Origin of the sequence: Pseudomonas sp. MPB23, assembly GCF_046605395.1 — a bacterium.
GTDB lineage: Bacteria > Pseudomonadota > Gammaproteobacteria > Pseudomonadales > Pseudomonadaceae > Aquipseudomonas.
This window is the reverse complement of the sequence record NZ_CP176771.1, coordinates 6,190,565-6,214,045: the sequence shown is the minus strand read 5'-3', so window position 1 is coordinate 6,214,045 and position 23,481 is coordinate 6,190,565. Positions and strand designations below refer to the sequence as shown.

Below are 23,481 nucleotides of genomic sequence, written 5' to 3'. Positions count from 1 at the left end.
GGTAGCCGCCTTTTTCTGACTGCGGGTAAAGCTTAATCCGGCAGTTTGAATGCCATCACATAGTCACCCTGCTTGGTGCCCAGGGAACCGTGACCGCCGGCCATGACCAGCACGTACTGCTTGCCGTCCTTGCCGGTGTAGGTCATCGGCGTGGTTTGCGCACCGGCGGGCAGGCGACCTTCCCACAGTTGCTTGCCGTTTTTCACGTCGTAGGCACGCAGGTACTGGTCGAGGGTGCCGCTGAGGAACGCCACGCCACCGGCGGTGGTGAACGTGCCGCCCAGGCTAGGTACGCCCATGGTCAGTGGCACCGGAACCGGCGAGCTGTCGCGCACAGTGCCGTTCTTGTGCATCCAGATGGTTTTGTGGGTGGTCAGGTCGACCGCCGCTACATAACCCCACGCTGGCGCCTGGCACGGCAGGCCCATTGGCGAGAGCATGGCTTCGAGGATCACGCCGTACGGCGCGCCTTTGTTTGGCTGCACGCCTTGGGTTTCGCTGATGCGCGGGCCTTGTTTGGCAATGTCGGCGGCCGGGATCAGCTTGGATTTGAACGCCATGTAGCTGGGGTTCACGAAGGCGATCTGGCGTACCGGGTCGACGGAAATGCCACCCCAGTCGAACACGCCGAAGTTACCTGGGTAGACGATCGAACCTTGCAGCGACGGTGGGGTGAAGGCCCCGTCGTAGCGCAGGGATTTGAAGTCGATGCGGCACAGCAGTTGGTCGAACGGCGTCACGCCCCACATGTCACGCTCTTTGAGCGGCGGCGGCATGAAGTTCAGCTCGGACTTCGGTTGCGTCGGCGAGGTGTGATCGCCGGCGACGGCGCCTTGCGGCACGGCCACTTCGTGGACCGGCACGACCGGTTGGCCGGTGGCGCGGTCCAGCACGTAGATGCTGCCTTGCTTGGTCGACGCCATTACCGCCTGCTTCACGCCGGCGTCGGTCTTGATGTCGATCAGCGACGGTTGGCCGCCCACGTCCATGTCCCACAGGTCATGGTGGGTGAACTGGAAGGTCCACTTCACGTGGCCGCTGTCGATGTCCAGGGCAGTCAGGCCGGCGCTGTATTTTTCCGAATCTTCGGTACGGTCGCCGCCGTATTGGTCGGGCATCTGGTTGCCCATCGGCAGGTAGAGCAGGCCGAGTTTTTCATCCACGGCGAACATGGACCACATGTTCGGCGAGTTGCGGGTGTAGGTCTTGCCCTCGGCCAACGGGGTGGTGTCGTCCGGGTTGCCGCTGTCCCAGTTCCACACCAGCTTGCCGGTGTGCACGTCGAACGCGCGGATCACGCCGCTCGGCTCGTCGGTGGAGACGTTATCGGTGACGTGACCGCCGATCACCACCAGGTTCTTGGTCACGGCCGGTGGCGAGGTGGAGTAGTAACCGCCTGGGGCGAAGCTGCCGATATTGGCACGCAGATCGACCTGGCCTTTGTCGCCGAAGTCTTCGCACATCTTGCCGGTGTCGGCGTTGAGGGCGATCAGACGGGTATCGGCGGTCGGTACGAAGATGCGTTTCGGGCAGGCGTTCGGGGCGGCCGCCGGGCTGGCGCTGCCCGTCGGGCTCTGCTCGGACGCGTAGGCGGCGTCATCGTGATACGACACGCCGCGGCAGGTCATGTGCGCCCAACCCTTGAAGTTCTCGGCACCCTGGGTGGTGATCTTCGGATCGAAACGCCAGATCTCCTTGCCGGTGTCCGGGTCCAGCGCGATCACCTGGCTGTGCGGCGTGCACACGTAGAGCATGCCGTTGACTTTCAGCGGGGTGTTTTCCGCGGTGGTTTCGCCAGGGTCGCCGGCGCCGGGAATATCGCCGGTACGGAAGGTCCAGGCCGGCACCAGCTTGTGGGCGTTTTCCGGGGTGATCTGCGCCAGAGGCGAGTAGCGATCGCCATAGGCCGAGCGGCCGTAGGAATTCCAGTCGCCATCGGCCTGGGACGGTGCAGTGCTGGCCATGCCCGGTACCGCGTCGCGGTCCAGTTGGCCTTTGATCTCACCGGGCTGGGTGAATTGGCTGGCAACGGCGGCAGCGCCGGCCAGGACCACGGCGACGCTCAGCGCGCCGGTGCCCAATGGGGCCGGTTGACCACGCAGCAACGGACGACGAAACCATGGGAGCAGCATGACGATGCCGAGGGCGAACAGCAGCGCCAGGCGCGGCACCAACTGCCACCAATCCAGGCCGACTTCCCACAGTGCCCACACGGTACTGGCGAACAGCACCAGTGCGTACAGCCCCAGCGCGGCGCGGCGGCTGGCCAGCAAGAGCAGGCCGGTCAAGGTGATGCCGATACCGGCCAGCAGGTAGTACAGCGACCCGCCGAGCAGGCTCAGCTTGATACCCCCGGCCAGCAAGGCCAGGCCCATGATCAGCAGCAAGACGCCAAGCAGCCTGGGCAGCAGGCGGCTTGGACTTGAGGCACCGTCAGTGCTCATAGTCGTTTTTCTCCGTTACGTTGGAATTATGTGTCCGTGTGTTTCTTCACTGTAGATGACGATTCCACACAGGCTTGGTTCAGCGTTGATGCGGGTTTTCTGCGGATAGCGGCGTTATCCACAGGCGGGCGACTTATCCCCAGGCGCGGATCGGTTTAAGACAGCGCTGTCTTTTGAAGGAAGGAAATTCGGCAAGATCGGGTCGACCGTGGGGATTAAACGTTTCAGTTTGTGTCGGCAAGGATAAAGGGAGTGCGCGCCGAGAGAAAGCGCAAATCGCAAGATGCATTATTTCTGATTGGGTAACAGTGACTAAATGTCGCTGTGTCATGGGCGGCTTGTTTGGGGGTGTGGAGGTGTTGTGGTAAGGGGACAAGCGCCCTCGACCCAACACCTCCGTCGGCCATAAAGGCCGGTCTAGAAGGTGGTACGTACCCCGAACTGCACACTCCGGCCCGGCGCCGGGGCGATGTCGCGCAGGATCGAGCTGGCGTAACGCACGGTCTGGTTGGTGAGGTTTTCACCGTTCACGAACGCCAGCCACTGGCTGCCGCCCATGTTGAAGCGATACCCGGCGCTGGCACCCAGGGTGGTGTAGCCGTCGGTGCCGCTTTCGTTGTCCGGCACGCGGCCCTGGCCGGCGGCATGTTCCACGTCGATCCGCGCCTGCCAGCGATCCAGCTCCCACAATAAACCGCTGTTCAAACGCAGCGGTGCAATGCGCGGCAAGGCTTCGCCGGTATCCAGGTTGGTGGCGCGGGTGTAATCCCCCGATAGCTCCAGCGCGAACTTGCCGTAGGCACTTTCTCCAAGCTTCCAGTGATCCTGGGCTTCAAAGCCGGCGAAACGTGCGCGCACCCCGGAATATTCGTACTCAGGGATGCCGGCGGCGTCTTCTTCACCTTCGTCGTTCAATGTACGACCGGTGCCCAACAAGCCGATGTAATTGGAGAAGTGGCTGTAGAACACGCCGAAGCTGCCCTTGTGGGTGCCAGTGTCAAAGCGCAGGGCCAGGTCGCTGGACACGGCTTTTTCTTTCTTCAGGTGGGCGTCGCCCAACTCGTAGGTGCCGGTGGCGACGTGGGCGCCGTTGGCGTACAGCTCGTAGAAGGTCGGCGCGCGTTCGGTGTAGCCCAGGGTCGCGGCCAGGGACCAGATCGGCGTGAGGGTATACACCGCCCCACTCGACAGGCTGCCGGCGGTGAAGTCATTGCTGTTGTCGGCCCCGGCAAACCGCGCGTTGCCCTTGGCGTCCGGGTCGATGCTGGTGTGTTCCAGGCGCCCGCCGAGGCTGAGTTTCAGGCGTTCGGTGGCTTGCATTTCTTCGAGGATAAACAGCGCGCCGGCGTTGGTGTCGGTCTGCGGCACGAAGGCTTCTTCGCCCAGGGCCGAGAACTCGTTGCGGGTCACTTGTGCGCCGACCACGCCATCGAACGGGCCGATGCGCTGGTGGCGCGCTTCAACCCGCGCCTCGTAGCCCTTGTTCTTGAAGATCGTGCCGGTTTCGCCGCCTTCGATTTCGCGGTGCTCGTAATCGGTGTAGCCCGCGTCGACTTTCACCGAGGTAAACGGGCCTTGCAGGTTGCGGATTTCGGAGGCGAACGCGTAGTGGTCCTGCTTCATGCGGATGCGCACATCCTGTTCGGCGGGGGAGCCGTAGTTGGCGTCGTAGCTGCTGTAGGACAGCCCGGCGTAACCGTCGTCCCACGTGTAGGAACCGCCCACCGCGCCGCCGTCCTGGCGTCCGTCGCTGTTGCCCAGGCGCCCGTTTTTACCGGGGGCGTCATCGGTTGCCGACGCGTGACGACTGCGCGCCTGGCCAGGGATTTTCAGGTCGTTGAATGACCGCGCATTGGCGTCCAGGTGCAAGGCGAACGTGCCGTTGCCGGCTTCCAGTTTGCCCGCGCTGCTGCGCGTGGTGTCGGCGCCGCCGTAGCGCAGCTCGCCCGCGCCGTGGATACCTTCGATGGCTTCGGTGGGGATGCGGTTGTCGAAGGTGTTGACCACGCCGCCGATGGCGCTGCCGCCGTACAGCAGGGCCGCCGGGCCGCGCACGATTTCGATGCGGTCGACGTTGACCGGGTCCAGCGGCACCGCGTGGTCGTAGGACAGCGACGACGCATCCAGCGCGCCGACGCCATTGCGCAGCAGGCGAATGCGGTCGCCATCCTGGCCGCGAATGATCGGCCGGCTGGCGCCCGGGCCGAAGTACGAGGACGACACGCCCGGTTGCTTGTTGAGGGTTTCGCCCAGGCTGCCTTTTTGTTGCAGGGTCAGTTCATCACCGTCCAGTACGGTGGTCGGCGACGCGAGTTGCTCGCTGCCCAGCGGGTTGGCGGTGATGACTTGGGCGGGCAGTTCCAGGGCCTGGGCTTCGGAGCCGATCAGCAGGGCGGCGGCAAGTGGGGTCAAGCGCCAGAGGGGGGAGAGGGACATCGGACATTCCTTGGAAAAACGGCGAAAAGATTTGAGATTTACTGTTACAATATAACATCTCTTTTTTACCGCAAGCGGGAACTTTTTTTACCTGAAGGGGCGGGGTGGTAAGGTGTGCGCCTTCGTGAGCATTTTTTTCATAGGCCCGGCATGACCGCGACAAGCAACGACCCACTCCACGGCGTGACCCTGCAGCACGTCCTCACCACCCTGGTGGAACACTACGAATGGGAAGGCCTCGCCGAACGCATTGATATCCGCTGTTTCAAGAGCGATCCGAGTATCAAATCGAGCCTGACGTTCCTGCGCAAAACCCCCTGGGCGCGGGAGAAAGTCGAAGGGTTGTACGTGAAACTGATGCGCACCAAACGCCCGTTGGATTGACCCCCATGAAGCGGTATGTGGGAGCAGCGGCGCTGGCCGGTTGGGCGGGGTTGGCGATTCAGCAATACCTGATTTTCTATTCGCGCTGGGACACCGGCGCCAGCCTGCTGGGCGGGCTGATCAACTTCTTCAGTTTTTTCACCGTGCTGACCAATACCCTGGTGGCGACGGTGCTCAGCTATGCGTGGGTGCCGCGCGACTCGGCGACCAAGCGGTTTTTTCTGGCGCCCGCGGTCAGCAGTGGCATTGCGGTGAGCATCGTGGTCGTGGGCCTGGCCTACAGCCTGTTGCTGCGGCATTTATGGCAGCCCGAAGGCTTTCAATTCATTGCCGACGAACTGCTGCATGACGTGATGCCGGTGGTGTTTGTCGTGTACTGGTGGCGATGTGTGCCCAAGGGCCATCTGCGCCTCAAACACATCGGCCTGTGGGTGATTTACCCGCTGGTGTATTTCGCCTATGTGCTGCTGCGGGGGGATTTGCTCGGGCAGTATCAGTACCCGTTCATCGACGTCGGCACCCTGGGTTATCCACAGGTGTTTGTGAATGCCGTGGGGATTCTGGCGGGGTTTGTCGCGATTGCGTTGGCGGTGGTGGGGCTGGATAAGTATTTGAAGCCGCCATCCTTCTAATGGGGGAGGGAGCAAGCCCCTCCCACCGGTTTCAGTCTTCTTCGCTGCCCTCGGCACGCCAGTAACCCACGGCCTTGAGGAACGCCTCATCGACCTGATGGGTGTCCAGCAACACGCGTCGTACCTGGCGCGACAGTTTGGTTTCGGTCGCGACAAAGCTGTACAGCGAGCCGCTTGGCAGCGTCAGGTGCCTGACCGTTTCAAGCAGGTCGTCCCGACCCCGCACCACCCAGATCACCTCGACCTCGGCCGCGCTGCGCAAAGCCTGGCGTTCCGCTGGATTGTCGATCTCGATCACCGCCACGACCTTGCGGCCCGCCGGCAGTTCTTCCAGGCGCCGGCCGATGGCGGGCAGGGCGGTTTCGTCGCCGATCAGCAGGTAGCTGTCGAACATGTCCGGCACGATCATCGAGCCGCGTGGGCCGCCGATGTACAGGTGCTGGCCGGGCGCCGCCTGTGCGGCCCAGGTGGAGGCGGGGCCATCGCCGTGCAGCACGAAGTCGATGTCCAGCTCGCCGGTGGCCAGGTCGTAGCGGCGGGGCGTGTAGTCGCGCATCGCCGGCTGCGGGCCGTCGCCTTTGAGGGTGAAGCCCGGGCTTTCCAATGCCGCTTGTTCGGCGGCGTTCTGCGGGAACATCAACTTGACGTGGTCGTCACTGCCCAGGCTGATAAAGCCCGCCAGTTCCGGGCCGCCCAAGGTGATGCGGCGCATCCGCGGGGTGATGTCGACCACGCGCAGCACGTTCAGGCGGCGGCGTTTGATTTCGTGACTGACGCGATGGATGGCTTGACTATTCATTGGGTTTTTCCGTCGGCAATGGCTTGGGCGGCGCCGTTGAGCAGGGCGGCGACCCGCGTGATTTCTTCCGGGCTCCAGCGCCCGTGGTGCGAATGCAAGGCATGGCGCAGGTTGTGTACCGCCTCGTGGATTTGCGCTGGGCGATCATGACCGCGCAGCGAGCGTTTGCTCACGTCCATGCGCATGCGAATGCCCTCGAGGGCCACCGCCTGTTCGCTCAATAAGAGACGACCGGCGTCGGTGATGGTGTAGCGTTTTTTCCCGCCTTCGGCGTCGCCGACGATCAATTCGCTTTCTTCGAGGAAGGTCAGCGTGGGGTAGATCACCCCGGGGCTTGGGCTGTAGGCGCCCTCGAACAGGGCTTCGATCTTGCGGATCAGGTCGTAGCCGTGGCACGGCTGTTCGGCGATCAACGCCGGCAGCAGCAATTTCAAATCGCCGGGGGCGAATACCCGTGGGCCGCGCCCGCCGCGTTCGCGGCCAGGACGTCTCTCGAAGCCGTCGCGGTCTTCACCGGGTTCACGGTGGGAATGATGGTCTCTCATTTTCGTACGCTCGTTGTGTGTGTAAGACATAACGTAAGATATATCTTAAGGCGCGGATAGAGCCATACGACCAACGGTCGTGCGCGGCGCCAGAGCCTTTTGGCGAGGTTGAATTAAATCTGGCACATGACAGTTGCAGAACTATTATTAGAGTCAAAGCTCAAACTTTTATCGGCCGGTGTGGCGCTTGAATTATTAAATTTGTGGTACCGTTCTGACGGCTATTTCATTCTTTGGTCGCATATTTTATTCATGTAGTCCATATCTTACGGACAGAATTAAAGTTTTGGCAAAATGCCATAATTTTCCGTCAAGTCCAGTATCCATTGGCTACGAAGGCATAGGAACGAGCCTGCATACCTGTTTTTGAAGTTGGTGGATTATGTGTCCCGCGTTGCGCTCACTCTAAGTTTCATTGCAACGGATCCCATTGCGCGTTGAGCCATTAGTTCAACTTTCAATGGGGCACTTACTTGTCCGAAAAAACAGGAAATCACCATGTTCAAGAAGTTCGCAATTGCTGCTCCCCTGGCCCTCCTGGCGCTGAATTCGTCGATGGCCCTCGCTGCCGGCGAAGCCAACCACACCGTCAACATCAAGGCCAACATCCCGACCACGGTGTTCCACGCGCAGCCACGTGACCCGAACTTCGGTCGCGATGAAACCCTGAACTACAACATCGTGAGCGGCGAGCTGGCGCCGTTGAGCGCCATCTACGACCTGAAGAACACCAACGGTTCGGTCCACGCCTACATCGAAGGCGGCCCGGCAGTACTGTTCAACGGTAATACCGCGCAAAACATCCCGCTGACCACCACCCTGCACGGCGTTGAGCTCGATGGCACGCCCAAAGAAGTGGTGAACGAAGCGGACTCCACCCCAGGCGTCGGTGCCGAGCTGCGTATTTCGGCGGCCAAGCCGTCGGCGACCCAACGCGGTGCCTACACCTCCGCTGTGGCGCTGGTGTTCGATGCGGTGCTGCCAACGCCTGCACCTTAATGGTGTAAGTGCCCGTTGGGCCGTAAGGCCCGCGGGCGTCCGCGTCCAGGTCGGCTGAACTTCCCCGTCGGTCGGCCTGGTTTTTCACCCTGTCTCCTGGCCCTCAGAGTATTCCTTTCATGTTCCCGATGACGCCCATCGCGGTTGCGCTTGCGCTAGTGATTTGTACGAGTGCCTTGGCCGCACCCACGCCAGGCACCGTCACGCCTGCCAGTCTGTTGACCCAGGCCCAGGGTTTGCCTGCCGGTTTCAGCGATCATTTCTTCGATGTGCCCCTGGCGGTGCAGGTCGAACTGGATCGGCAGCCTCTGGGTGAGGCGCTGATTGTGTTGTCCCAGGACGAGCGCGTGACGCTGCTGGAGTTCACCGACGCCGGTGACAGCAAGGTCCCCGCCACCACCCGCGACACCTGGAAGTCGGTGCTGGAGAACGGCGTTGCCCTTGGCGCCTGTACCCAGTCCTGCCCGCAGCAACTGGTGTCGATGCACTACAACCTGGAAAACTCGCTGCTGTCGATCATCACTCAGAACGTCGAACACAGCAGCGATGCCCCACGCTTTTATCAACAGCCCGAAGGCGGCAGCCGTGGCTTGATCATCAACAACCAGCTCAACCTCAACGGCGGCCAGGACGAAGACCTGGGCGGGCGTTATGGCTTGCAGGCCAGTGCCAGCCTGGGCAACTGGACCCAGGTGTTCAATTTGCAACTGGCGCGCCAGAGTGGCGACGAAGAGCAACTGCGCCATGCGATCCACGAGCTGTACACCCAGCGTGAACTGGAAGGCCGGTTTTTGCGCCTCGGCCATTTCACCCCCAACTCCGATGGCCTGACCCGTCAGTTGCGCAGCTTTGGCGCCAGCCCCGATACGGCGCTGGGCGTCATGTACGGCAGCTCCGACAGCCTGGCCATCAACAACGCCAAGGCCAGCGTCTACCCCATCTACGTCACCGCCAATCGCCAGGCCGCCGTGGAGATCTACCGCAATGGCCTGCTGATCAACACCCAGGCGGTTGCGGCCGGTTTGCAGACGCTGGACACGCGGTCCTTGCCCGGCGGCATCTACGAAGTGGAAGTGCGCCTGGTGGAAGATGGCCTGACCGTCAGCACCACCCAGGAGCTGGTGTACAAACCCAGTAACTGGCGCAATGTCGATGACCGCTGGCGCTACAACGTGTTTGCCGGGCGCGAAACCAAGTTGTTCAGTAATTGGGATGAACAGTCTTCGGGCTCGATCACCGCCGGTGCTTCGGTCAACTACCTGCTGCACCCTCGGGTGATTCTCGGCCTGTCGGCGCGGGAAGTGCGCGATCAACTGCAATACGGCGGTTCGGTGGACTGGACGGTGGCCAACAACACCAGCCTCTACACCAACGTCTACCAGACCCGCGAGCACGGCACCGGCTTGGACGTGCAGGGCCTCTACACCTTTGGCGCCACCAACCTGGTGCTCAGCCATAACCGCAGTTGGCTCGACACCCGCGACACCTACGAAACCCTGCCCGACGGTACCCGCCTGCGGCGCAATACCTTCGTCGGCCAGACCAGCAACTCGGCGCTCTCGGTGAACCACCGGGTCGACGCGCGCAATTCCTGGAACATGCGCCTGTCCCACAGCGAGGGCAATGCCGAAGGCGCCGGCCTCGACCTGGGCTGGAGCCGCCGCGACATCTTGTGGGGCAGCGACGCCAACTGGCGGTTCTCGGTGTTCGACCGACCGGGCACGTCCGGTACCAACGACCAGCGCAACCGTGGCGTGGACCTGTCCGTGAGCCTGGCCCTGGGCGGCGATGGCCGGCAGATCTCCGGCAGCATCGGCACCCGCACCGCGCGGGACGGCGGCCGCGATAATAATGCCTCGGTCACCTACCGCCAGGACCTCACCGACCACCTGCTGCAAAGTGTCTCGGCCACGGCGATCACCGACACCTACGGCGTCGGCCTGTCCGGCATGGCCAGTTTCGACAGCGACGTGGTCAGCGGCGACGGCTTCCTCCAGCGCAGCTCGTTCAACGGCGACCTCAGCGGCGGCCTGAACCTGCACAGCACCTTCGTCGCCGGTGGTGACCAGATGCTGCTGACCAGCCAGTACCAGACCAACGGCGCGGGCATGATCGTCGACGTCGAGACCGACCTGGACGACCTCACCTTGCGTGCCGACGACTTCAGCGGTGGCGGCGCCATCCTGCGTCCGGGGCGCAACTTCGTGCCGCTGGCGGCCTATAAGAGCAGCACGGTGAACTTCGACTTCGACGGCAACCACCCGCCGGCGGCCAACATCCAGCCGGGGCGGACCACCTACCACCTGAACCGGGGCGGGGTGGACTACCGCAAAGTCACGGTGATGAAAACCGTGTCGGTGCTCGGTCGCCTGCTCGATGCCCAGGGCCAGCCGCTCAAGGGCCATCACGTGATCAACCACGCCAGCCGTGGGGTCAGCGAAGTCGACGGGTTCTTCTCCATGGAAATGAGCGCCAGCGCGCCGACCCTGGAAGTCCGCTACCAGAACCAACTGCTGTGCCAGTTCCGCCTGGACCCGGCCACCACCGCCAACGCAAACGACGTGTTGATGATCGGTGACCTGCGCTGCACACCGGACACCCTGGCCGAAAACACCTCCAGCACTCAGACCGCCGGTTGAGTGCCATGACGAGAATGCTAACGATGAAATCCCTCAACACCTTGATCCTGACCATGGGGGCTGCGCTGTGGTTCGGCGCCTCTCCATTGCAGGCGGACGAGCAGATCACTGCGCGGTTCCGGCCCGATCCCGCCAACCCGATGAAGAACGTTTTCGAAAACACCACGCCGATCAGTTCGATCTGTGCCGCGCATATTCCGAACCAGTGCCGGGCGATGGGGATCTTCAGCCTGCGGGACAACGATTTCAGCGCGCTGTCCAACCAGACGATCCTGGCCAATCACGAAGACGAGCGTAAAGGCTTCATGGTCAAGGTGCCGTCGGACTGGCGTGACCTGCAAGTGACTCACACCGCTACCGGGGAAACCGAAACGGTGCAACTGCGTATCGCCGGCATCGGCTCGTTATGGTTTATTCCCCGGCCGCCAGGCGTTTCTACCTGGGCGAAACCGGGATTCAGTTGGCAGAGTCAATGGACAAATGCGCCGGCTCCTTGTCAGCGCACCGGCCACCTTGCTGCGGGGGCCGAGTTTGCTTCGTATTTCTGGCTGACCCCTGAAGGCGCCGGGCCTTGCAGTCGGCAACCGTCCCACGACCTCACAGCCATGCGGTTCAGGACGATGGAATACGCCTACGAACTGAGGACGCCCAACCCGCTGACCATGTCCGGTGGCCAATACCACGGCAGCATCACCTACACCATGGGCCCTGGCGGCGATTACGACTTTGGCGACGTCATGGTCCCAAATAAAAACGCCATCACCTTCAACTTCATCCTGAGTGTGGAACACGACCTCAAGGTCGATATTCCACCCGGCGGCAACCGCATCGAGTTGATTCCCGACGGCGGCTGGCAAGCCTGGCTCAACCGTGGGCGCGCGCCAGCGCGGCTGTACCGCGACCAGACGTTCCGCATCGCCGCCAGTTCGCGTTTCAAGATGCAGCTGGAGTGTTCGGTCGTGATGGGCAACACCTGCGGTTTGCGCAACGCCAGCGGCGACGAAGTACCGTTGCAGGTCGCTGTGACGCTGCCCAGCGGCATCGACGGGCGCGGTAACCAAGCCGTGCAAAAGCGCCCGTTGCGCCTGGATGGCGACGGCACCGAGCTGTTCCAGCCGCTGTTCTACGTCAACGACCGCCCCGGCACCCTGCACTTTGAAGTCCTGCGCGACGACATGGCCGGGATGCTCAACCAGCCCGGCAGCACCTATTCGGGCGTGGCCACCGTGATCTGGGACTCGCAGATTTAATCCGGCCCCGCACCCTCGGCGGGCCTGGCCCGCCGTCTTCAATCAATGAGGCGTAGTAAGCATGAAACAAGCAGTGTTATGGATCGGGTTGTGCCTGATGTCCCTCACGGCCCACGCCGGGCCGCTGATCAATGTCGGGGTGGTGTATGACTACCTGGAAGGCGATCGCAGTTCCTACCTCAAGCGCGTGTTCAACGGCGGCACCAGCACCGCGTTCATCAAGGTCAACGTGCTGGAGATCGTCTACAACCCAGACGGCACCACCCGCGAAATACCGGTGCCGTCGATCACCGACGACAAAGGCGTGACCACCAGCCGCGACGGCCTGATGGCCAGCCCGTCGCGCCTGATCGTGCCGGTCAACGGTCGCCAGGGCACGCGCCTGTTGTACATGGGGCCACGCGACAAGGAGCGGTATTTCCGCCTGCGTTTCATCCCTGTGGTCCCGGAAAAAGACGACAACTTCGGCATCAGCGACGAAGAACGTGCCGACTACAAAGACCATCTGGCCGCCGGGATCAACGTGATGGCCGGTTACGGCACGGTGTTTTTCGTGCGTCCCAAGGACACGCGTTTCGAGACCCAGATCAATGAGACCGCCGACAGCTACCAACTGCGCAACGCCGGCAACAGCACCGTGGTGCTCGACGAGTTCCATGACTGCTCGATGACCAATCCCACCGACTGCGTGCCCACCACCAAGCACCACATCCTGCCCGAGCGTCAACTGACGTTCGAGAAAAAACCGGGCCGGCGCTACAGCTTCGTGCTGGTGGAAGGGCTGGCTAAAAAACCGATGAAGGTCGAGAAAAGTAACGGGTGATCATGATGTTCAAGCAGTTGACAAGACTCGGTGTACTGGCGGCCTGCATGCTGGCGGGCGCCCCCTCTTCGGCGATCCAGGAGCGTCACTCGTTCGACGTCTCGGTGACCATCCCGGTGCATGAGGCCTATGTGCTGCCGTCCGAACCGGACTGGATGGGCCAGGACCAACTGCTGGCCTGGAACCTGGTGACTTCGCAACTGAGCCGCCTGCGCAAGAACTTCGACGTGAAGAACCTCAACGGCGGCGTCGCGGCCCGCCTGGGGGCCGAGCCCTATCTGTACAACGGGCGCAACCGTATCGACTTGCAAGTGCTGTTCAACCACGTGGCGCTGACCTTGGACCCGGTCGAAGTGGTCAACGCCGCCGACGCCAGTGTGGGCCGGCGCGCCGAACTGGACATCGCCGCCATAGAGCCCGAGGGCGGCTATCGCGGCGGCGAGTATTACGGCACGGTGCACCTGGTGTTTGACTTCCTCGCGCCGTGACGTGCCGTCAGGCGCTGGCGCGCAGCAGCGCCTCGCGGGTCAAGCGCCGCGCCAGTTCGGTGTAGTCGCGCTGGATATGGGTGTAGAAGCCCAGCACGGCCGTGTCTGAAAACGCCTGCTCGGCGAGCACCACGTTGTGCGGGATCACCAGCGCGTCGGCCAGGTGGGTTAACTGCCGGCGCAACTCGTCGCTCGGCTCACCGATCCATTGCTCGTGCAGTTCCAGCAGGTCCTGCAGTTGGCTACCGGCCTTCTGGCGCTGTTCGGCCTGGGCATTGAAGGCGTCCAGGTGGGCGTCGTGCAGGTAATCGTTCCAGAACGGCTGTTCCAGCAGGCCATCGACCAGGCCGTCGCCCTGTTGCAAGCGACGGACCGCGCGGGCGGCCCTGTCGAGATGGGCAGGGGTGACCTTGGCGGTGTTGCGGTACACCATGTGTTCGGACAGCCACGGCAGGTCCAGGCGTGTCTTCAGCCCGGTCTGGTAAGCGAGGTACACCTGCACGTCGTCCACCTGGCCGTCGCCGCTGCCGAAGGTTTGCCCCAGGCCGCCGTCGTGCAGCGGCGTGATGCGGTGCAGCACCTCTTCGCGGGCCAGCCGGTTGACTTGGTCCAGGCGCCAGGCTTGCCGGGCCAGGTTTACCAGCCGGCTTTCGCGCTGTTGCAGTGCCCTGGGGGTGTTGTCCTTGAGGATCTGTTCGAGCAGGGTCTCGACCCCCATGCGGTTGAAGATATGCGCGCCGGCATCCGCGCAATTGGCCGGCGTCGCGGCCAGGCTGAAAATCCGCTCGCGAAACTTTGGGTTTTCGTCCACCGCGAACAGCAACTGCCAGACCCGTATGGCCAGGTCCTCGCGTCCCTGCCGGAACAGTTGCGCATCGGTCTCGGTCTGGAATTCTTCCGGCGGGCGCAGCAGCCTGAGCAGGTCGAACAGGCCCTGGGAACCATGCTCTTTTTCGACGTCCTCCCACACCTGGATGGCCTCGGCGCGGGAGTCGCCGCTCAGGCCGGCCAACCAGTGCTGCCGGTCGGCGGCCCCGCCACGTGGCTCGGTGCGGTAAGGGTCGAAGCCGAAGGCACGGCGATAACTGACGAAGCGCGCTTCATCGGCTGCTTCGAGGCGGCTGCGGTCGAGCCAACTGCCCGCCACGATGCGTGCGCCCACCGAGTCCTCGGCGAACTGCGGCACGCTGCTCACGGCGGTATGGGTCATGTCCAGTTCGGGGATGGCCAGCCGTGGACTGTCGAGGCCAGGTGGCCATTGGCTGATGCCGCTCCTGCGCATGGCCAGCCGCCGCAGTTCGGGCATCTGGCTGATATCCGGCGGCACTTTGAGCAGCGTGTGTCCGTCCAGGCTCAATGAGCGCAGCAGCGGCAGGCGCTTGAGCACCTCGTAGTCGTAGCGCCCCCATCTGATCGGGTTGTGGCTCAGGTTCAACGCGGTCAGGTCGCGCAGATCGGTCAGTTGCGGCGGCACGCCGGTCAGTTCGTTGCCGGACAGGTCCACGGCGCGCACGTTGGGGAAGTTGTCGAGAAAGCCCATCTCCTGATCCTGCAGGCGCGTGCCGCTCAGGTTCAGGCGGGTCACGTGGCTGAAGTCGGCCCGCAGCGGTTCCATGTGCTGTACGTAGCGCCCCAGCACCAGTTCGCTCAGGTCCAGCAGGGTGCCACGCACGCGCGGTTGTGGGGGCAACATGCGCTGGTAGGCACCGGCTTCCCAGCAGGTGCGCAGCTCCTTGACGATCAGTTTGCGCATGAGCCGTTCGTTTTCCGCGAGCACGCTGCCGGCCGGCGCGAGCGTGCGCCGCTTGCGGATGTAGCGCAGGTCTTCGCGCAGCAGCAGGTGGTCGGCTTGCAGTTTGCCCAGCAGTTGCTTGCCCGGCGGGGTGTTGAGAAAGGGCATGACGCTGGCGATCTCTTCCTCGTTCAGCAACGGGCATAACTGTGCCAGGGTCTCCTTGAGCGTCGGCGCTTGCACCGGCTGGCGTCGAAACAGACGAGAGAAGGCTTCGAAGCCGGGTTTTTGCAGCAGACGCTGGGTCGTGCGGTCATCGGCCTGGCGCCGCGCGGGCAGCTCCAGCACGGTACGGCGTGCGGCCAGCGGTTGCAGTTGTTCGCGCAGCCAGGCCCTGAAGATTTCACCCTGTCCGGGACGATAGTCGAGGGCCCCGGCCGGAAACACGCGCAACAAAGCTTCGAAAAAACCGTAGTGCGCCGGCGTGGCCGAACCCTGTGCAGCGTCGATCTGGTAGCGACCCTGGCCTTTGTACACCAGGCTCTTTTGCGTGCCGGCCGCGACCGGGCCCACCTGGCAACGCAGGGCGCCGTCGGCGGACTGTTCACGGATCGCGATGCTCAGGTCGCCCAGGGCGTCGGTATTCAGGCGCACGATATTGAGGACCATGCGCTCGGTATCCGGGGTGAGCAAGGCGTCGTCGTACAAACCCTCGCTGGCGTGGCTGGCGCGCACTTCGTTGGCCAGTTCCCTTGCGAGGTTTTTCAGGCGCAGGGGGATGCGCTGTTCGCGGCTTATCACGTCCAGCTCCTGGGGTGAGCTGCGCAGCAGCAGGCGGGTCACCAGTTCGCCGGGCAGTTGCGGGAACTGCTGTTGAAACCGTTGGCCATGGGGCGTGTCGAGCACTTCGCGGGCGCTGTAGAGATGGTTGAAGATCGCGATCCTGTGCGGCGCCAGGCGCTCGGCCAGTTGCCCGCGCAAGGCCTCTATCCGCCCGGCTTTCGTCTCGGGCAGGGGCGGGGGCAGCAGGGCCTGGAGTTCCATTTCGCTCATGAACGCGGTGATCAGCTCGGGCAGCTTGCCGGCCTGCACCTGCGCCAGACTGATGTTCAACGTGTTGGCGGGCAAGGCATCAGCCGCGCCGTAGCGCATGGCGTACCCGCTCATGTCCGGGTTGATGAACACGTCGATGGCTTTGTGCGCTGGCCAGCCGGGCAATTCGCTGGTGGTTTGCACCGCCCAGTTGGTCGGCAGCTCGACCGTCGCGCCAGTGCGGATACGCTGCGCCGCCTGCTCAACCTGGCGGCGCAGTTGCAGGCGCTGGAGGCTGTCGGCCAGCAAGGGCGGCGGCGGTTCGCGGTGGGCATACATCATGCGCAAAGCGCCGTCGTGGGTGCCGCTGGTGGCCAAGGCCTGTTCCCGTTGCGCCGGGCTGAGGCCGTCCACCAGCGGGCCCAGGCGGTCGCGCAGGACCGTGCTGTCCCAGGTGCGCGGGTCTTCGCCTTCATGCAGCCAGGCGCCGCTGTCGTTGTGGTCGAGCCTTGGGGCGTAGGCGTCGGGCCGGTTGGGGTGCTGGACGCGGAAGGTGTCGCTGGCGGGGTCGTGCTTGACCACGTAATGCCGGTCTTCCAGACGCAGGATGCGTTGCGCCCGATGCGTGTGCAGGCCGAGGGCATCGGGGCGCACCTCGGCCGGCAACTGCAGATCGTGGCGGGCGTAGGGCACCAGGTCCGGGTTCCACAAGCGTGGTTGCCCGTTGACATCGACCACGCGCAGATTATCGACAAACAGCGAGCGCCTGAGCTCCGCACCCACGGCGGTGCCCGCGGCAAAGGTCGTCAGTTGCACCACGTCGCGGGTTACGCCCACCAAGTGTTCGGCGGCCTCCTTGAATTGCCCTTCGGCCAGGTCGACGACCCCTTCGATGAGCTCGCTGCTCAATTGATAAGCGGTGTAGGCCAGCATCAATTCGCCGAGAAACGGCACGAACGGTGTGACCACTGTCAGCGCGACATTGAAGATATCCGCGATGATTTTTGTGACGTTGTCCCACCAGGCCCAGCGCGCGGCACTGTCTGCGTCGGCGGTGGCCACCGCGAGACTGCGCCCGTCATTGAGGATCTTGTTGAGGGCCTGCTGATAGGCGTGTTCCCACAGGTCACCGTCGATCCTGAACGCGGAGAACGGCACCCGGTCCGGCAGTTGATCCAGCCCGGCAAAGAAATGCCCGCGCTGGCCATGCCCGACGAATTGGCTGAAGAACTGCCGATACGTCTGTTGCCCCCGCGAAGGGATCGGCGCGTTGGCGTGCAGCTTGTGCGTCAGGTCCGCCATGAACGCCACGCTGGAAGGGTATTCCTTGACCGGGCTTTCGGGGTCGTGGGGGATGTAGGCGATCAGTTTCGACACGCTGGACACCCGGTCCAGGTCGGCGGCGATCAGCAGGATGCCGCTCAGTGGCGTATCCAGGATGTTCAAGCGGTAGAACTGCAACACGCCGCGTTCGCCGCGCAGCGTACGCAACAGCACCGCGTAGGCCGCCGGCGTCAGATCCGCTTTCAGCACCGCCAATTGCGCGGCGGCTTTGAGCGCGGCCTTTTGGCTGGCGATGATGTTGTGTTTGAGTGCGGCGCGGCGGTCAAGGTCGGCCGGCAGCAGATGCTGGTTCAGGTGCTGTTGATAGCGGGCGCCGAGGTCCAGTTCGCGGCACAGGGCCTTGAACTGCTGGATGGGCATCCGATCCGTCAGCGGCTTGATTGCGAAGTGGCCACGGGCATCGGGTTGGGTGATGTAGCTGGAGTCGCGTTCAAAGGTTTCTGCGGCGGCAAAGTTATGCAGCGCCGCGTCCAGCAATGAGACTTTGCGGCTGGTCGCGCCCTTGGCAATATTCAGCGCGTGCCAGGGCAGTTGCTTGGGAATGTAGAGGTTGAGAAAGGTGGCGCTGACGTCGAGGTCCAGGCGGAATTTGTCGCCGATGGCCTGCTTGAGCAGCGGCTCGGCGAATCCGTACAGGTCCTGCACGTCGCGCAGTTGATGGTCCACTGTGTTTTGCGCGCGCCAGCCCTCGGCATTCGCCCGTTGCAGGGTGTCATGTTGTTGGGGCGAGGCGCGGGTGTACCAGGCCGGGCGCGACAGTTCGGTGTTGCTCAGCGCAGCGATCCGGTGTGGGACGGCTGTGGTCAACCAGTCGGGAATCTGCTGTTTGATCAGCGCGTAATGAGGCCCCTTCCAGGGCAGGGCAAGTGAGGATGAATCGGGCATGCAATGGCGCTCGCTAAAGGGTTTCAGCCATTAGCCTATCCATTGAAGTTCAGAACAAAAGTTCAAAATCCTGGGGCGTTTGGCGCGTTGCAAACCCGTTATTCGAATGCAACGCCTGCATAGCTACCACCCTGTTTCAGTGGCTGGCACCGGGTATGTTCGCCGGGTTGCAGGTACGGCGTGAGGATCGGCGCCATGCCCTTGAGCACCTGCACCGGCAAGGCCGAGGTGAAAGTGAACTGCTGCGCCGTACTGCCCGGTACAAACGCGGTGAGCGTGCCGAAGTGCTGCGCGCCGATATAGAACACGAAGGTCGCGGTGCGGTTGATGGACTTGGAGCTGAGGATGCGCCCACCGGCGCCGATGGCTTCGATGCGGTTGTCGCCGGTGCCGGTCTTGCCGCCCATGGTCAGCGGCGTGCCATCGGCCAGCTTGAAACTGCCGGCCACACGTTTGGCGGTGCCGGCATCCACCACTTGCGACAGCGCCCCGCGCAGGGCCGTGGCGACTTCGCTGGGCATGACCCGTTTACCGCGATCCGGGTTGTTGACCAGGCGGGTTTCGTAGGGCGTGTCGGCGGCAAAGTGCAGGCTGTCGATGCGCAGGGTCGGTTCGCGCACGCCGTCGTTGAGGATGATCCCCACCAGTTCCGCCAGCGCTGCCGGGCGGTCGCCGGAGCTGCCGATGGCCGTGGCCAGGGACGGCACCAGGTGGTCGAACGGGTAGCCGACCGCCTGCCAGCGTTGATGAATGTCCAGGAACGCTTCGATCTCCAGCATGGTGCGGATGCGGCTGTCGCGGGCGCTCTTGTGACGGCTCTTGAACAGCCAGCCATAGACTTCCTGGCGCTCGTGCTCGCTGGCGGCCACGGCCTGGGTGAAGGTAGCGTCGGGGTGTTCCAGCAGGTAACCGAGCAGCCACAACTCCAGCGGGTGGACCTTGGCGATATAGCCCTGGTCGGGCAGGTCGTAGGCGCCGGGGCCGTAATCCTTGTAGAGCTTGGCCAGGCGTTCGTCGGTGAGTTTTTCCGGGTTTTTGCTCGTCAGGTGTGCGCGCACGAAGCGGTTGAAGCTGTCTTGGTTGGCCTGGGGCAGCAGGTAACGGTGCACGGCGGCCAGGCGCATGGCCGTGGGGTGCATGCCGTCGAGGAAGGTGTCGAGCCGCGCCTGGGTGTCTTTGTTGCGGTAGCGCTTCCAGAAGCGCAGCAGGAAGGTGGTGCCCTCGCGGTCGGCGAACTGGGCCAGGTATTCCTGGCGGCGCGGGTTGTTGTCGTCCTTGAGCAGTTCGGCGCTGTTGTTGGCGCCCTGATAGGTGCTGTAGCGCACCAGGTCGCGCATCAGGCGGATGAACGGCAGGTTGATCGATTCGCGCAGGGCATCGCGCAGGCTCGGGCTGCGACCGTTGTCTTCGTTGCGAAAATTGTGGAAGTGATGCAGGCCGCCACCGGTGAAAAAGCTTTCGCCGGGGCTGGCGGAATACGGCCGGTCGAGCGCCGCCTCAAGCATCTTCGGCAGGCTCTGGTCGGTGTTTTGCGCCAGGTAATCCACGGCCCAGCGCGACAGGCGATCCTGTTCATCGACCGCAACCTTTTTCAACGCGACGGGTGTTTGCCCGGCATAGCGGTCGTGCAGTTCGCTGATGATCTGCAGGTAGGTGGTCAGCACCCGCAGCTTGGCGGTGGAGCCCAACTCCAGCTTGCTGCTCTCGTTGATGTCGAACGGTTGGTCGGTGTTGTCGGTCTGTACCCGCACCCGTGCGCCGTCGGCGGTCATCTCGTACAGGGTAAAGCTGTAGCGCACTTGCGCGGTGCTGGCGGCGGTCAACAGGCGCGGGCCGAGCAGGCCCAGTTGCCCGGCGAACGCGGGATCGGCCAGGCGCTTGAGGTAGGCAGTGGCCTGGGTTTGTAGGTCGTTCTGCAAGGTGCTGGTGGCGGACAGGTCGAGACGGTCGAGGTCGTACAGCGGGCGGTTGAGCAGCGCAGCCAGGCGACTGCGGGCGACGCTGATGCCCTTGTTGGTTTCAATCGGTTGAAGCGTCGGTTGTTGCTGCCAGTCGCGGTACGTCACCTTGCTCGCCAGGGCGGCGTCGGCCAGGGCCGGTTCGACGATGCCATTGTGCTGGAGCAGGCGGATGTGGCTGTCGGTCAGTTGCGCCAAGTCCAGGCGACCTTTGGACAGGTAATGGGAAGGCCGGCGTTGGGCAATCATCAACGAGAGGACCTCGCGCAGCGCCAGGCCTTTTTGCCCGAGGTCGTGTGCGCTGTTGTCGGCCAGCAGCGCATTGGTGCGGTTGAAGTCGGCGCCGTACCACACCCGCAAACCTTCGGCCATGCCATGCACTTCACCGTGGCCGGGCACGGCGGACAGCGGCACGCTGTTGAGGTAGTCGCGCACGATGTTCTGGCGCGCCTGCAGGGTCTGCGGGCCGCCTTGGTAGGCGCGCACGCTGGCGGAAACCATCTGGCGCAGTTTCTCGCCGCCGGACAGGGTCAGGCCGTCGGGCGAGTGGCGGTATTTTTCCAGCTGGGTCGCCAGGGTGCTGCCGCCGGCGCTCTGCCCGGGCAAGTGCAGCAAGCGTGCGACTTGCGACCAGGCCGCCTTGGCGAAGCGCGGCCAGTCCACCGCCGGGTTGGCCTGGGGCTGGGCCGGGTCGAGCAGGTCGCGGTTCTCGATGAACAGTAGGCTGTTGACCACCACTGGCGGGATCGCGGTGAAGTGCTGGTACGACTGCTGGGGATAGGTGAACTGATACAGCGGCGCGGCGCGGCAGTCGCTGATCGACAACCCGGCCTGGATTTTTTCGGCGTAGGGCACGAACAGGCCATGCTCGGTGTAGGCCATCAGGGGCGCGGAAAAACGCGCCTGGCGCTGGATCAGGTAATTGCGCTTGAGCAGGCGCGGCAGGAATTCATCAAGGGCGCTGTAGCCCAGGCGTTTGTCGAAGGGCCCGTCACCGGGGTACACGATGGCCGTGCTGGCGCCAGGTTCAACGGTGTAGCTCAGCGTCGCGGCCAGGCGGCTCAGTTCGCGGGCCTGCCAGTGGGCGCTGCGCATTTCGCGCTGGGCGGCGACACCCGCGGCGATCAGCGCGATCACCAGCAGCAGCCACACCACTCGCCACCGGTACGACTGCTTGCGGGGGCGTGGTGGCAATGGCTGTTCATCCATGCTGCCGGTGGGAGCCGCAGCCTGGGTTGAATCGGTTTGCCATGAAGCGCCCATAGTCGATTGATCCCATGCCGGCAGATTGATCGGACTTGAACTGAAGCTTAGACGCTGGTTGGCGTTGGGGGCGCAATTGTTGTGGTTGGAGGTGAGGGCACAAGCCGCCTCACCACAGACAACCGCCCTCAACCATGCCTGAAGGCAATTCCTACAGACTCCAGGTGATCCCTCTCTATGAAGTGGGTTGTTGCCGGGACTTATCGCTGAATCTTGCTGTTTATTGAGTGAAAAGCCCTGCCTTCGGCTTTTTATACTGCACCGCCGCCGAGCTGGCCGGTTTCACCTGGCCAGGCGGGCTTGTCCACAAGGCGAGCCTGTGACGACGCGCTCATGACGACCCGTTGTGAGCGTGGACGCTGGGTGGTTCCTATCCAATAACAAGATGAGGTTGTACCCCTATGCCTGTTGGCAATTCCCTGCCCCATGACGAGACCGCTCCGGGCGGCCCGCTCAAACGCGAACTGGGCGAACGGCATATTCGCCTGATGGCCCTCGGCGCCTGTATCGGCGTCGGCCTGTTCCTCGGTTCGGCCAAGGCCATCGAAATGGCCGGCCCGGCCATCATGCTCTCCTACATCATCGGCGGCCTGGCGATCCTGGTGATCATGCGCGCCCTGGGCGAAATGGCCGTACACAATCCCGTGGCCGGCTCGTTCAGTCGCTATGCCCAGGATTACCTCGGCCCGTTGGCGGGCTTTCTGACCGGCTGGAACTACTGGTTCCTGTGGCTGGTGACCTGCGTGGCGGAAATCACCGCCGTGGCCGTGTACATGGGCGTGTGGTTCCCCGACACGCCGCGTTGGGCCTGGGCCCTGGCCGCCCTGCTCAGCATGGGCACCATCAACCTGATCGCGGTGAAGGCCTTCGGTGAGTTCGAATTCTGGTTCGCGCTGATCAAGATCGTCACCATCATTGCCATGGTGATCGGCGGCGTGGGCATCATCGCGTTCGGCTTTGGCAACGATGGCGTGGCACTCGGGATTTCCAACCTGTGGGCCCACAGCGGCTTTATGCCCAATGGCGTGCAGGGGGTGTTGATGTCCCTGCAAATGGTGATGTTCGCGTACCTGGGCGTGGAAATGATCGGCCTCACCGCCGGTGAAGCGAAGAACCCGCAAAAGACCATCCCCAGTGCGATCGGCTCGGTGTTCTGGCGCATCCTACTGTTCTACGTGGGGGCGTTGTTCGTGATCCTGTCGATCTACCCCTGGAATGAAATCGGCACCCAGGGCAGCCCGTTCGTGATGACCTTCGAGCGCCTGGGCATCAAGACGGCGGCGGGCATCATTAACTTCGTGGTGATCACGGCGGCGCTGTCGTCGTGCAACGGCGGTATCTTCAGCACCGGGCGCATGCTCTACAGCCTCGCGCAGAACGGCCAGGCGCCGGCCATGTTCGCCAAGACCGCGAGCAACGGCGTGCCGCGCAAAGCGTTGCTGCTGTCGATCCTGGCCTTGTTGCTCGGTGTATTGCTCAACTACCTGGTGCCAGAGAAGGTCTTCATCTGGGTGACCTCCATCGCCACCTTCGGTGCGATCTGGACGTGGGTGATGATCCTGCTGGCCCAGCTCAAGTTCCGTAAAAGCCTGAGTGCGGTCGAGCAGAACGCCTTGAAATACCGCATGTGGCTGTACCCGGTCAGCTCCTACCTGGCACTGGCCTTCCTGGTGCTGGTGGTGGGCCTGATGGCGTACTTCCCGGACACCCGCATCGCGCTGTATGTCGGCCCGGTATTCCTGGTGCTGCTGACCGTGCTGTTCTATGTGTTCAAGCTGCAACCGACACTCGCGCCGGTTGCGCCCCGTACGGCCTGACGCATCGAGGC

At 63.4% G+C, this 23,481-nt stretch carries 14 protein-coding genes; 8 read left to right on the top strand and 6 right to left on the bottom strand.

All coding sequences use genetic code 11. The features are described 5' to 3' along the window. Positions 1–32: 32 nt before the first annotated feature. Positions 33–2,444: a glucose/quinate/shikimate family membrane-bound PQQ-dependent dehydrogenase gene (locus ACLH0J_RS28250; protein ID WP_411390027.1), complete on the bottom strand. Its 2,412-nt coding sequence runs from the start codon at positions 2,442–2,444 to the stop codon at positions 33–35. A gap of 417 nt (positions 2,445–2,861) precedes the next feature. Then, positions 2,862–4,880 carry a TonB-dependent receptor gene (locus ACLH0J_RS28245; protein ID WP_411390026.1) on the bottom strand — a complete coding sequence of 673 codons (2,019 nt, stop codon included), beginning with the start codon at positions 4,878–4,880 and terminating at the stop codon, positions 2,862–2,864. Between the two features lie 150 nt (positions 4,881–5,030). Here ACLH0J_RS28245 and ACLH0J_RS28240 point away from each other — a divergent pair, with 150 nt between their 5' ends. Then, entirely contained in the window at positions 5,031–5,264 is a 234-nt protein-coding gene (locus ACLH0J_RS28240) for a VF530 family DNA-binding protein (protein WP_012722427.1), read from the top strand. Positions 5,265–5,269: 5 nt separating this feature from the next. Continuing rightward, positions 5,270–5,896, top strand: coding sequence for a Pr6Pr family membrane protein (locus tag ACLH0J_RS28235; RefSeq protein ID WP_411390025.1), 627 nt, complete (start codon positions 5,270–5,272; stop codon positions 5,894–5,896). Between the two features lie 31 nt (positions 5,897–5,927). Here ACLH0J_RS28235 and ACLH0J_RS28230 read toward each other — a convergent pair whose 3' ends face one another. Together ACLH0J_RS28230 and ACLH0J_RS28225 are read right to left on the bottom strand one after the other, a co-directional pair. Beyond that, entirely contained in the window at positions 5,928–6,695 is a 768-nt protein-coding gene (locus ACLH0J_RS28230) for a siderophore-interacting protein (RefSeq protein ID WP_411390024.1), read from the bottom strand. Next, positions 6,692–7,240: a PadR family transcriptional regulator gene (locus ACLH0J_RS28225; protein ID WP_411390023.1), complete on the bottom strand. Its 549-nt coding sequence runs from the start codon at positions 7,238–7,240 to the stop codon at positions 6,692–6,694. The genes ACLH0J_RS28230 and ACLH0J_RS28225 overlap by 4 nt, the downstream gene beginning before the upstream one ends. Positions 7,241–7,738: 498 nt before the next feature. On the opposite strand from ACLH0J_RS28225, the gene ACLH0J_RS28220 reads away from it, so the two are divergent. From ACLH0J_RS28220 to ACLH0J_RS28200, 5 genes are all read left to right on the top strand, one after another. Beyond that, entirely contained in the window at positions 7,739–8,239 is a 501-nt protein-coding gene (locus ACLH0J_RS28220) for a CS1 type fimbrial major subunit (RefSeq protein WP_411390022.1), read from the top strand. 119 nt (positions 8,240–8,358) lie between these two features. Next, the gene (locus tag ACLH0J_RS28215) at positions 8,359–10,878 is read left to right on the top strand and encodes a TcfC E-set like domain-containing protein (protein ID WP_411390021.1); all 2,520 of its coding nucleotides are present in this window, start codon (positions 8,359–8,361) and stop codon (positions 10,876–10,878) included. Between the two features lie 23 nt (positions 10,879–10,901). Next, positions 10,902–12,128 (top strand): hypothetical protein, encoded by a 1,227-nt coding sequence (locus ACLH0J_RS28210; protein WP_411390020.1) that lies wholly within the window; start codon positions 10,902–10,904, stop codon positions 12,126–12,128. A gap of 61 nt (positions 12,129–12,189) precedes the next feature. Continuing rightward, positions 12,190–12,951, top strand: coding sequence for a molecular chaperone (locus ACLH0J_RS28205; protein ID WP_411390019.1), 762 nt, complete (start codon positions 12,190–12,192; stop codon positions 12,949–12,951). Between the two features lie 5 nt (positions 12,952–12,956). Then, a complete protein-coding gene (locus ACLH0J_RS28200; protein WP_411390018.1) occupies positions 12,957–13,439 on the top strand; it encodes a CS1 type fimbrial major subunit in 483 nt (160 codons plus the stop codon). Positions 13,440–13,446: 7 nt separating this feature from the next. Here the strand turns inward: ACLH0J_RS28200 and ACLH0J_RS28195 are convergent, their stop codons facing one another. After that, positions 13,447–18,432: an NEL-type E3 ubiquitin ligase domain-containing protein gene (locus ACLH0J_RS28195; RefSeq protein WP_411390017.1), complete on the bottom strand. Its 4,986-nt coding sequence runs from the start codon at positions 18,430–18,432 to the stop codon at positions 13,447–13,449. A gap of 98 nt (positions 18,433–18,530) precedes the next feature. Then, a complete protein-coding gene (locus ACLH0J_RS28190) occupies positions 18,531–21,653 on the bottom strand; it encodes a transglycosylase domain-containing protein (protein ID WP_411390016.1) in 3,123 nt (1,040 codons plus the stop codon). A 401-nt stretch (positions 21,654–22,054) separates the two neighbouring features. Between ACLH0J_RS28190 and ACLH0J_RS28185 the strand changes: the two genes are divergently transcribed. Further along, positions 22,055–23,470 (top strand): amino acid permease, encoded by a 1,416-nt coding sequence (locus ACLH0J_RS28185; RefSeq protein ID WP_411390015.1) that lies wholly within the window; start codon positions 22,055–22,057, stop codon positions 23,468–23,470. Positions 23,471–23,481 lie beyond the last annotated feature (11 nt).

Bases quoted from the DNA above. Each gene is read 5' to 3' on its own strand.
- ACLH0J_RS28250 (WP_411390027.1), bottom strand. From the start codon at position 2,444: ATGAGCACTGACGGTGCCTCAAGTCCAAGCCGCCTGCTGCCCAGGCTG.
- ACLH0J_RS28245 (WP_411390026.1), bottom strand. From the start codon at position 4,880: ATGTCCCTCTCCCCCCTCTGGCGCTTGACCCCACTTGCCGCCGCCCTG.
- ACLH0J_RS28240 (WP_012722427.1), top strand. From the start codon at position 5,031: ATGACCGCGACAAGCAACGACCCACTCCACGGCGTGACCCTGCAGCAC.
- ACLH0J_RS28235 (WP_411390025.1), top strand. From the start codon at position 5,270: ATGAAGCGGTATGTGGGAGCAGCGGCGCTGGCCGGTTGGGCGGGGTTG.
- ACLH0J_RS28230 (WP_411390024.1), bottom strand. From the start codon at position 6,695: ATGAATAGTCAAGCCATCCATCGCGTCAGTCACGAAATCAAACGCCGC.
- ACLH0J_RS28225 (WP_411390023.1), bottom strand. From the start codon at position 7,240: ATGAGAGACCATCATTCCCACCGTGAACCCGGTGAAGACCGCGACGGC.
- ACLH0J_RS28220 (WP_411390022.1), top strand. From the start codon at position 7,739: ATGTTCAAGAAGTTCGCAATTGCTGCTCCCCTGGCCCTCCTGGCGCTG.
- ACLH0J_RS28215 (WP_411390021.1), top strand. From the start codon at position 8,359: ATGTTCCCGATGACGCCCATCGCGGTTGCGCTTGCGCTAGTGATTTGT.
- ACLH0J_RS28210 (WP_411390020.1), top strand. From the start codon at position 10,902: ATGAAATCCCTCAACACCTTGATCCTGACCATGGGGGCTGCGCTGTGG.
- ACLH0J_RS28205 (WP_411390019.1), top strand. From the start codon at position 12,190: ATGAAACAAGCAGTGTTATGGATCGGGTTGTGCCTGATGTCCCTCACG.
- ACLH0J_RS28200 (WP_411390018.1), top strand. From the start codon at position 12,957: ATGTTCAAGCAGTTGACAAGACTCGGTGTACTGGCGGCCTGCATGCTG.
- ACLH0J_RS28195 (WP_411390017.1), bottom strand. From the start codon at position 18,432: ATGCCCGATTCATCCTCACTTGCCCTGCCCTGGAAGGGGCCTCATTAC.
- ACLH0J_RS28190 (WP_411390016.1), bottom strand. From the start codon at position 21,653: ATGGGCGCTTCATGGCAAACCGATTCAACCCAGGCTGCGGCTCCCACC.
- ACLH0J_RS28185 (WP_411390015.1), top strand. From the start codon at position 22,055: ATGCCTGTTGGCAATTCCCTGCCCCATGACGAGACCGCTCCGGGCGGC.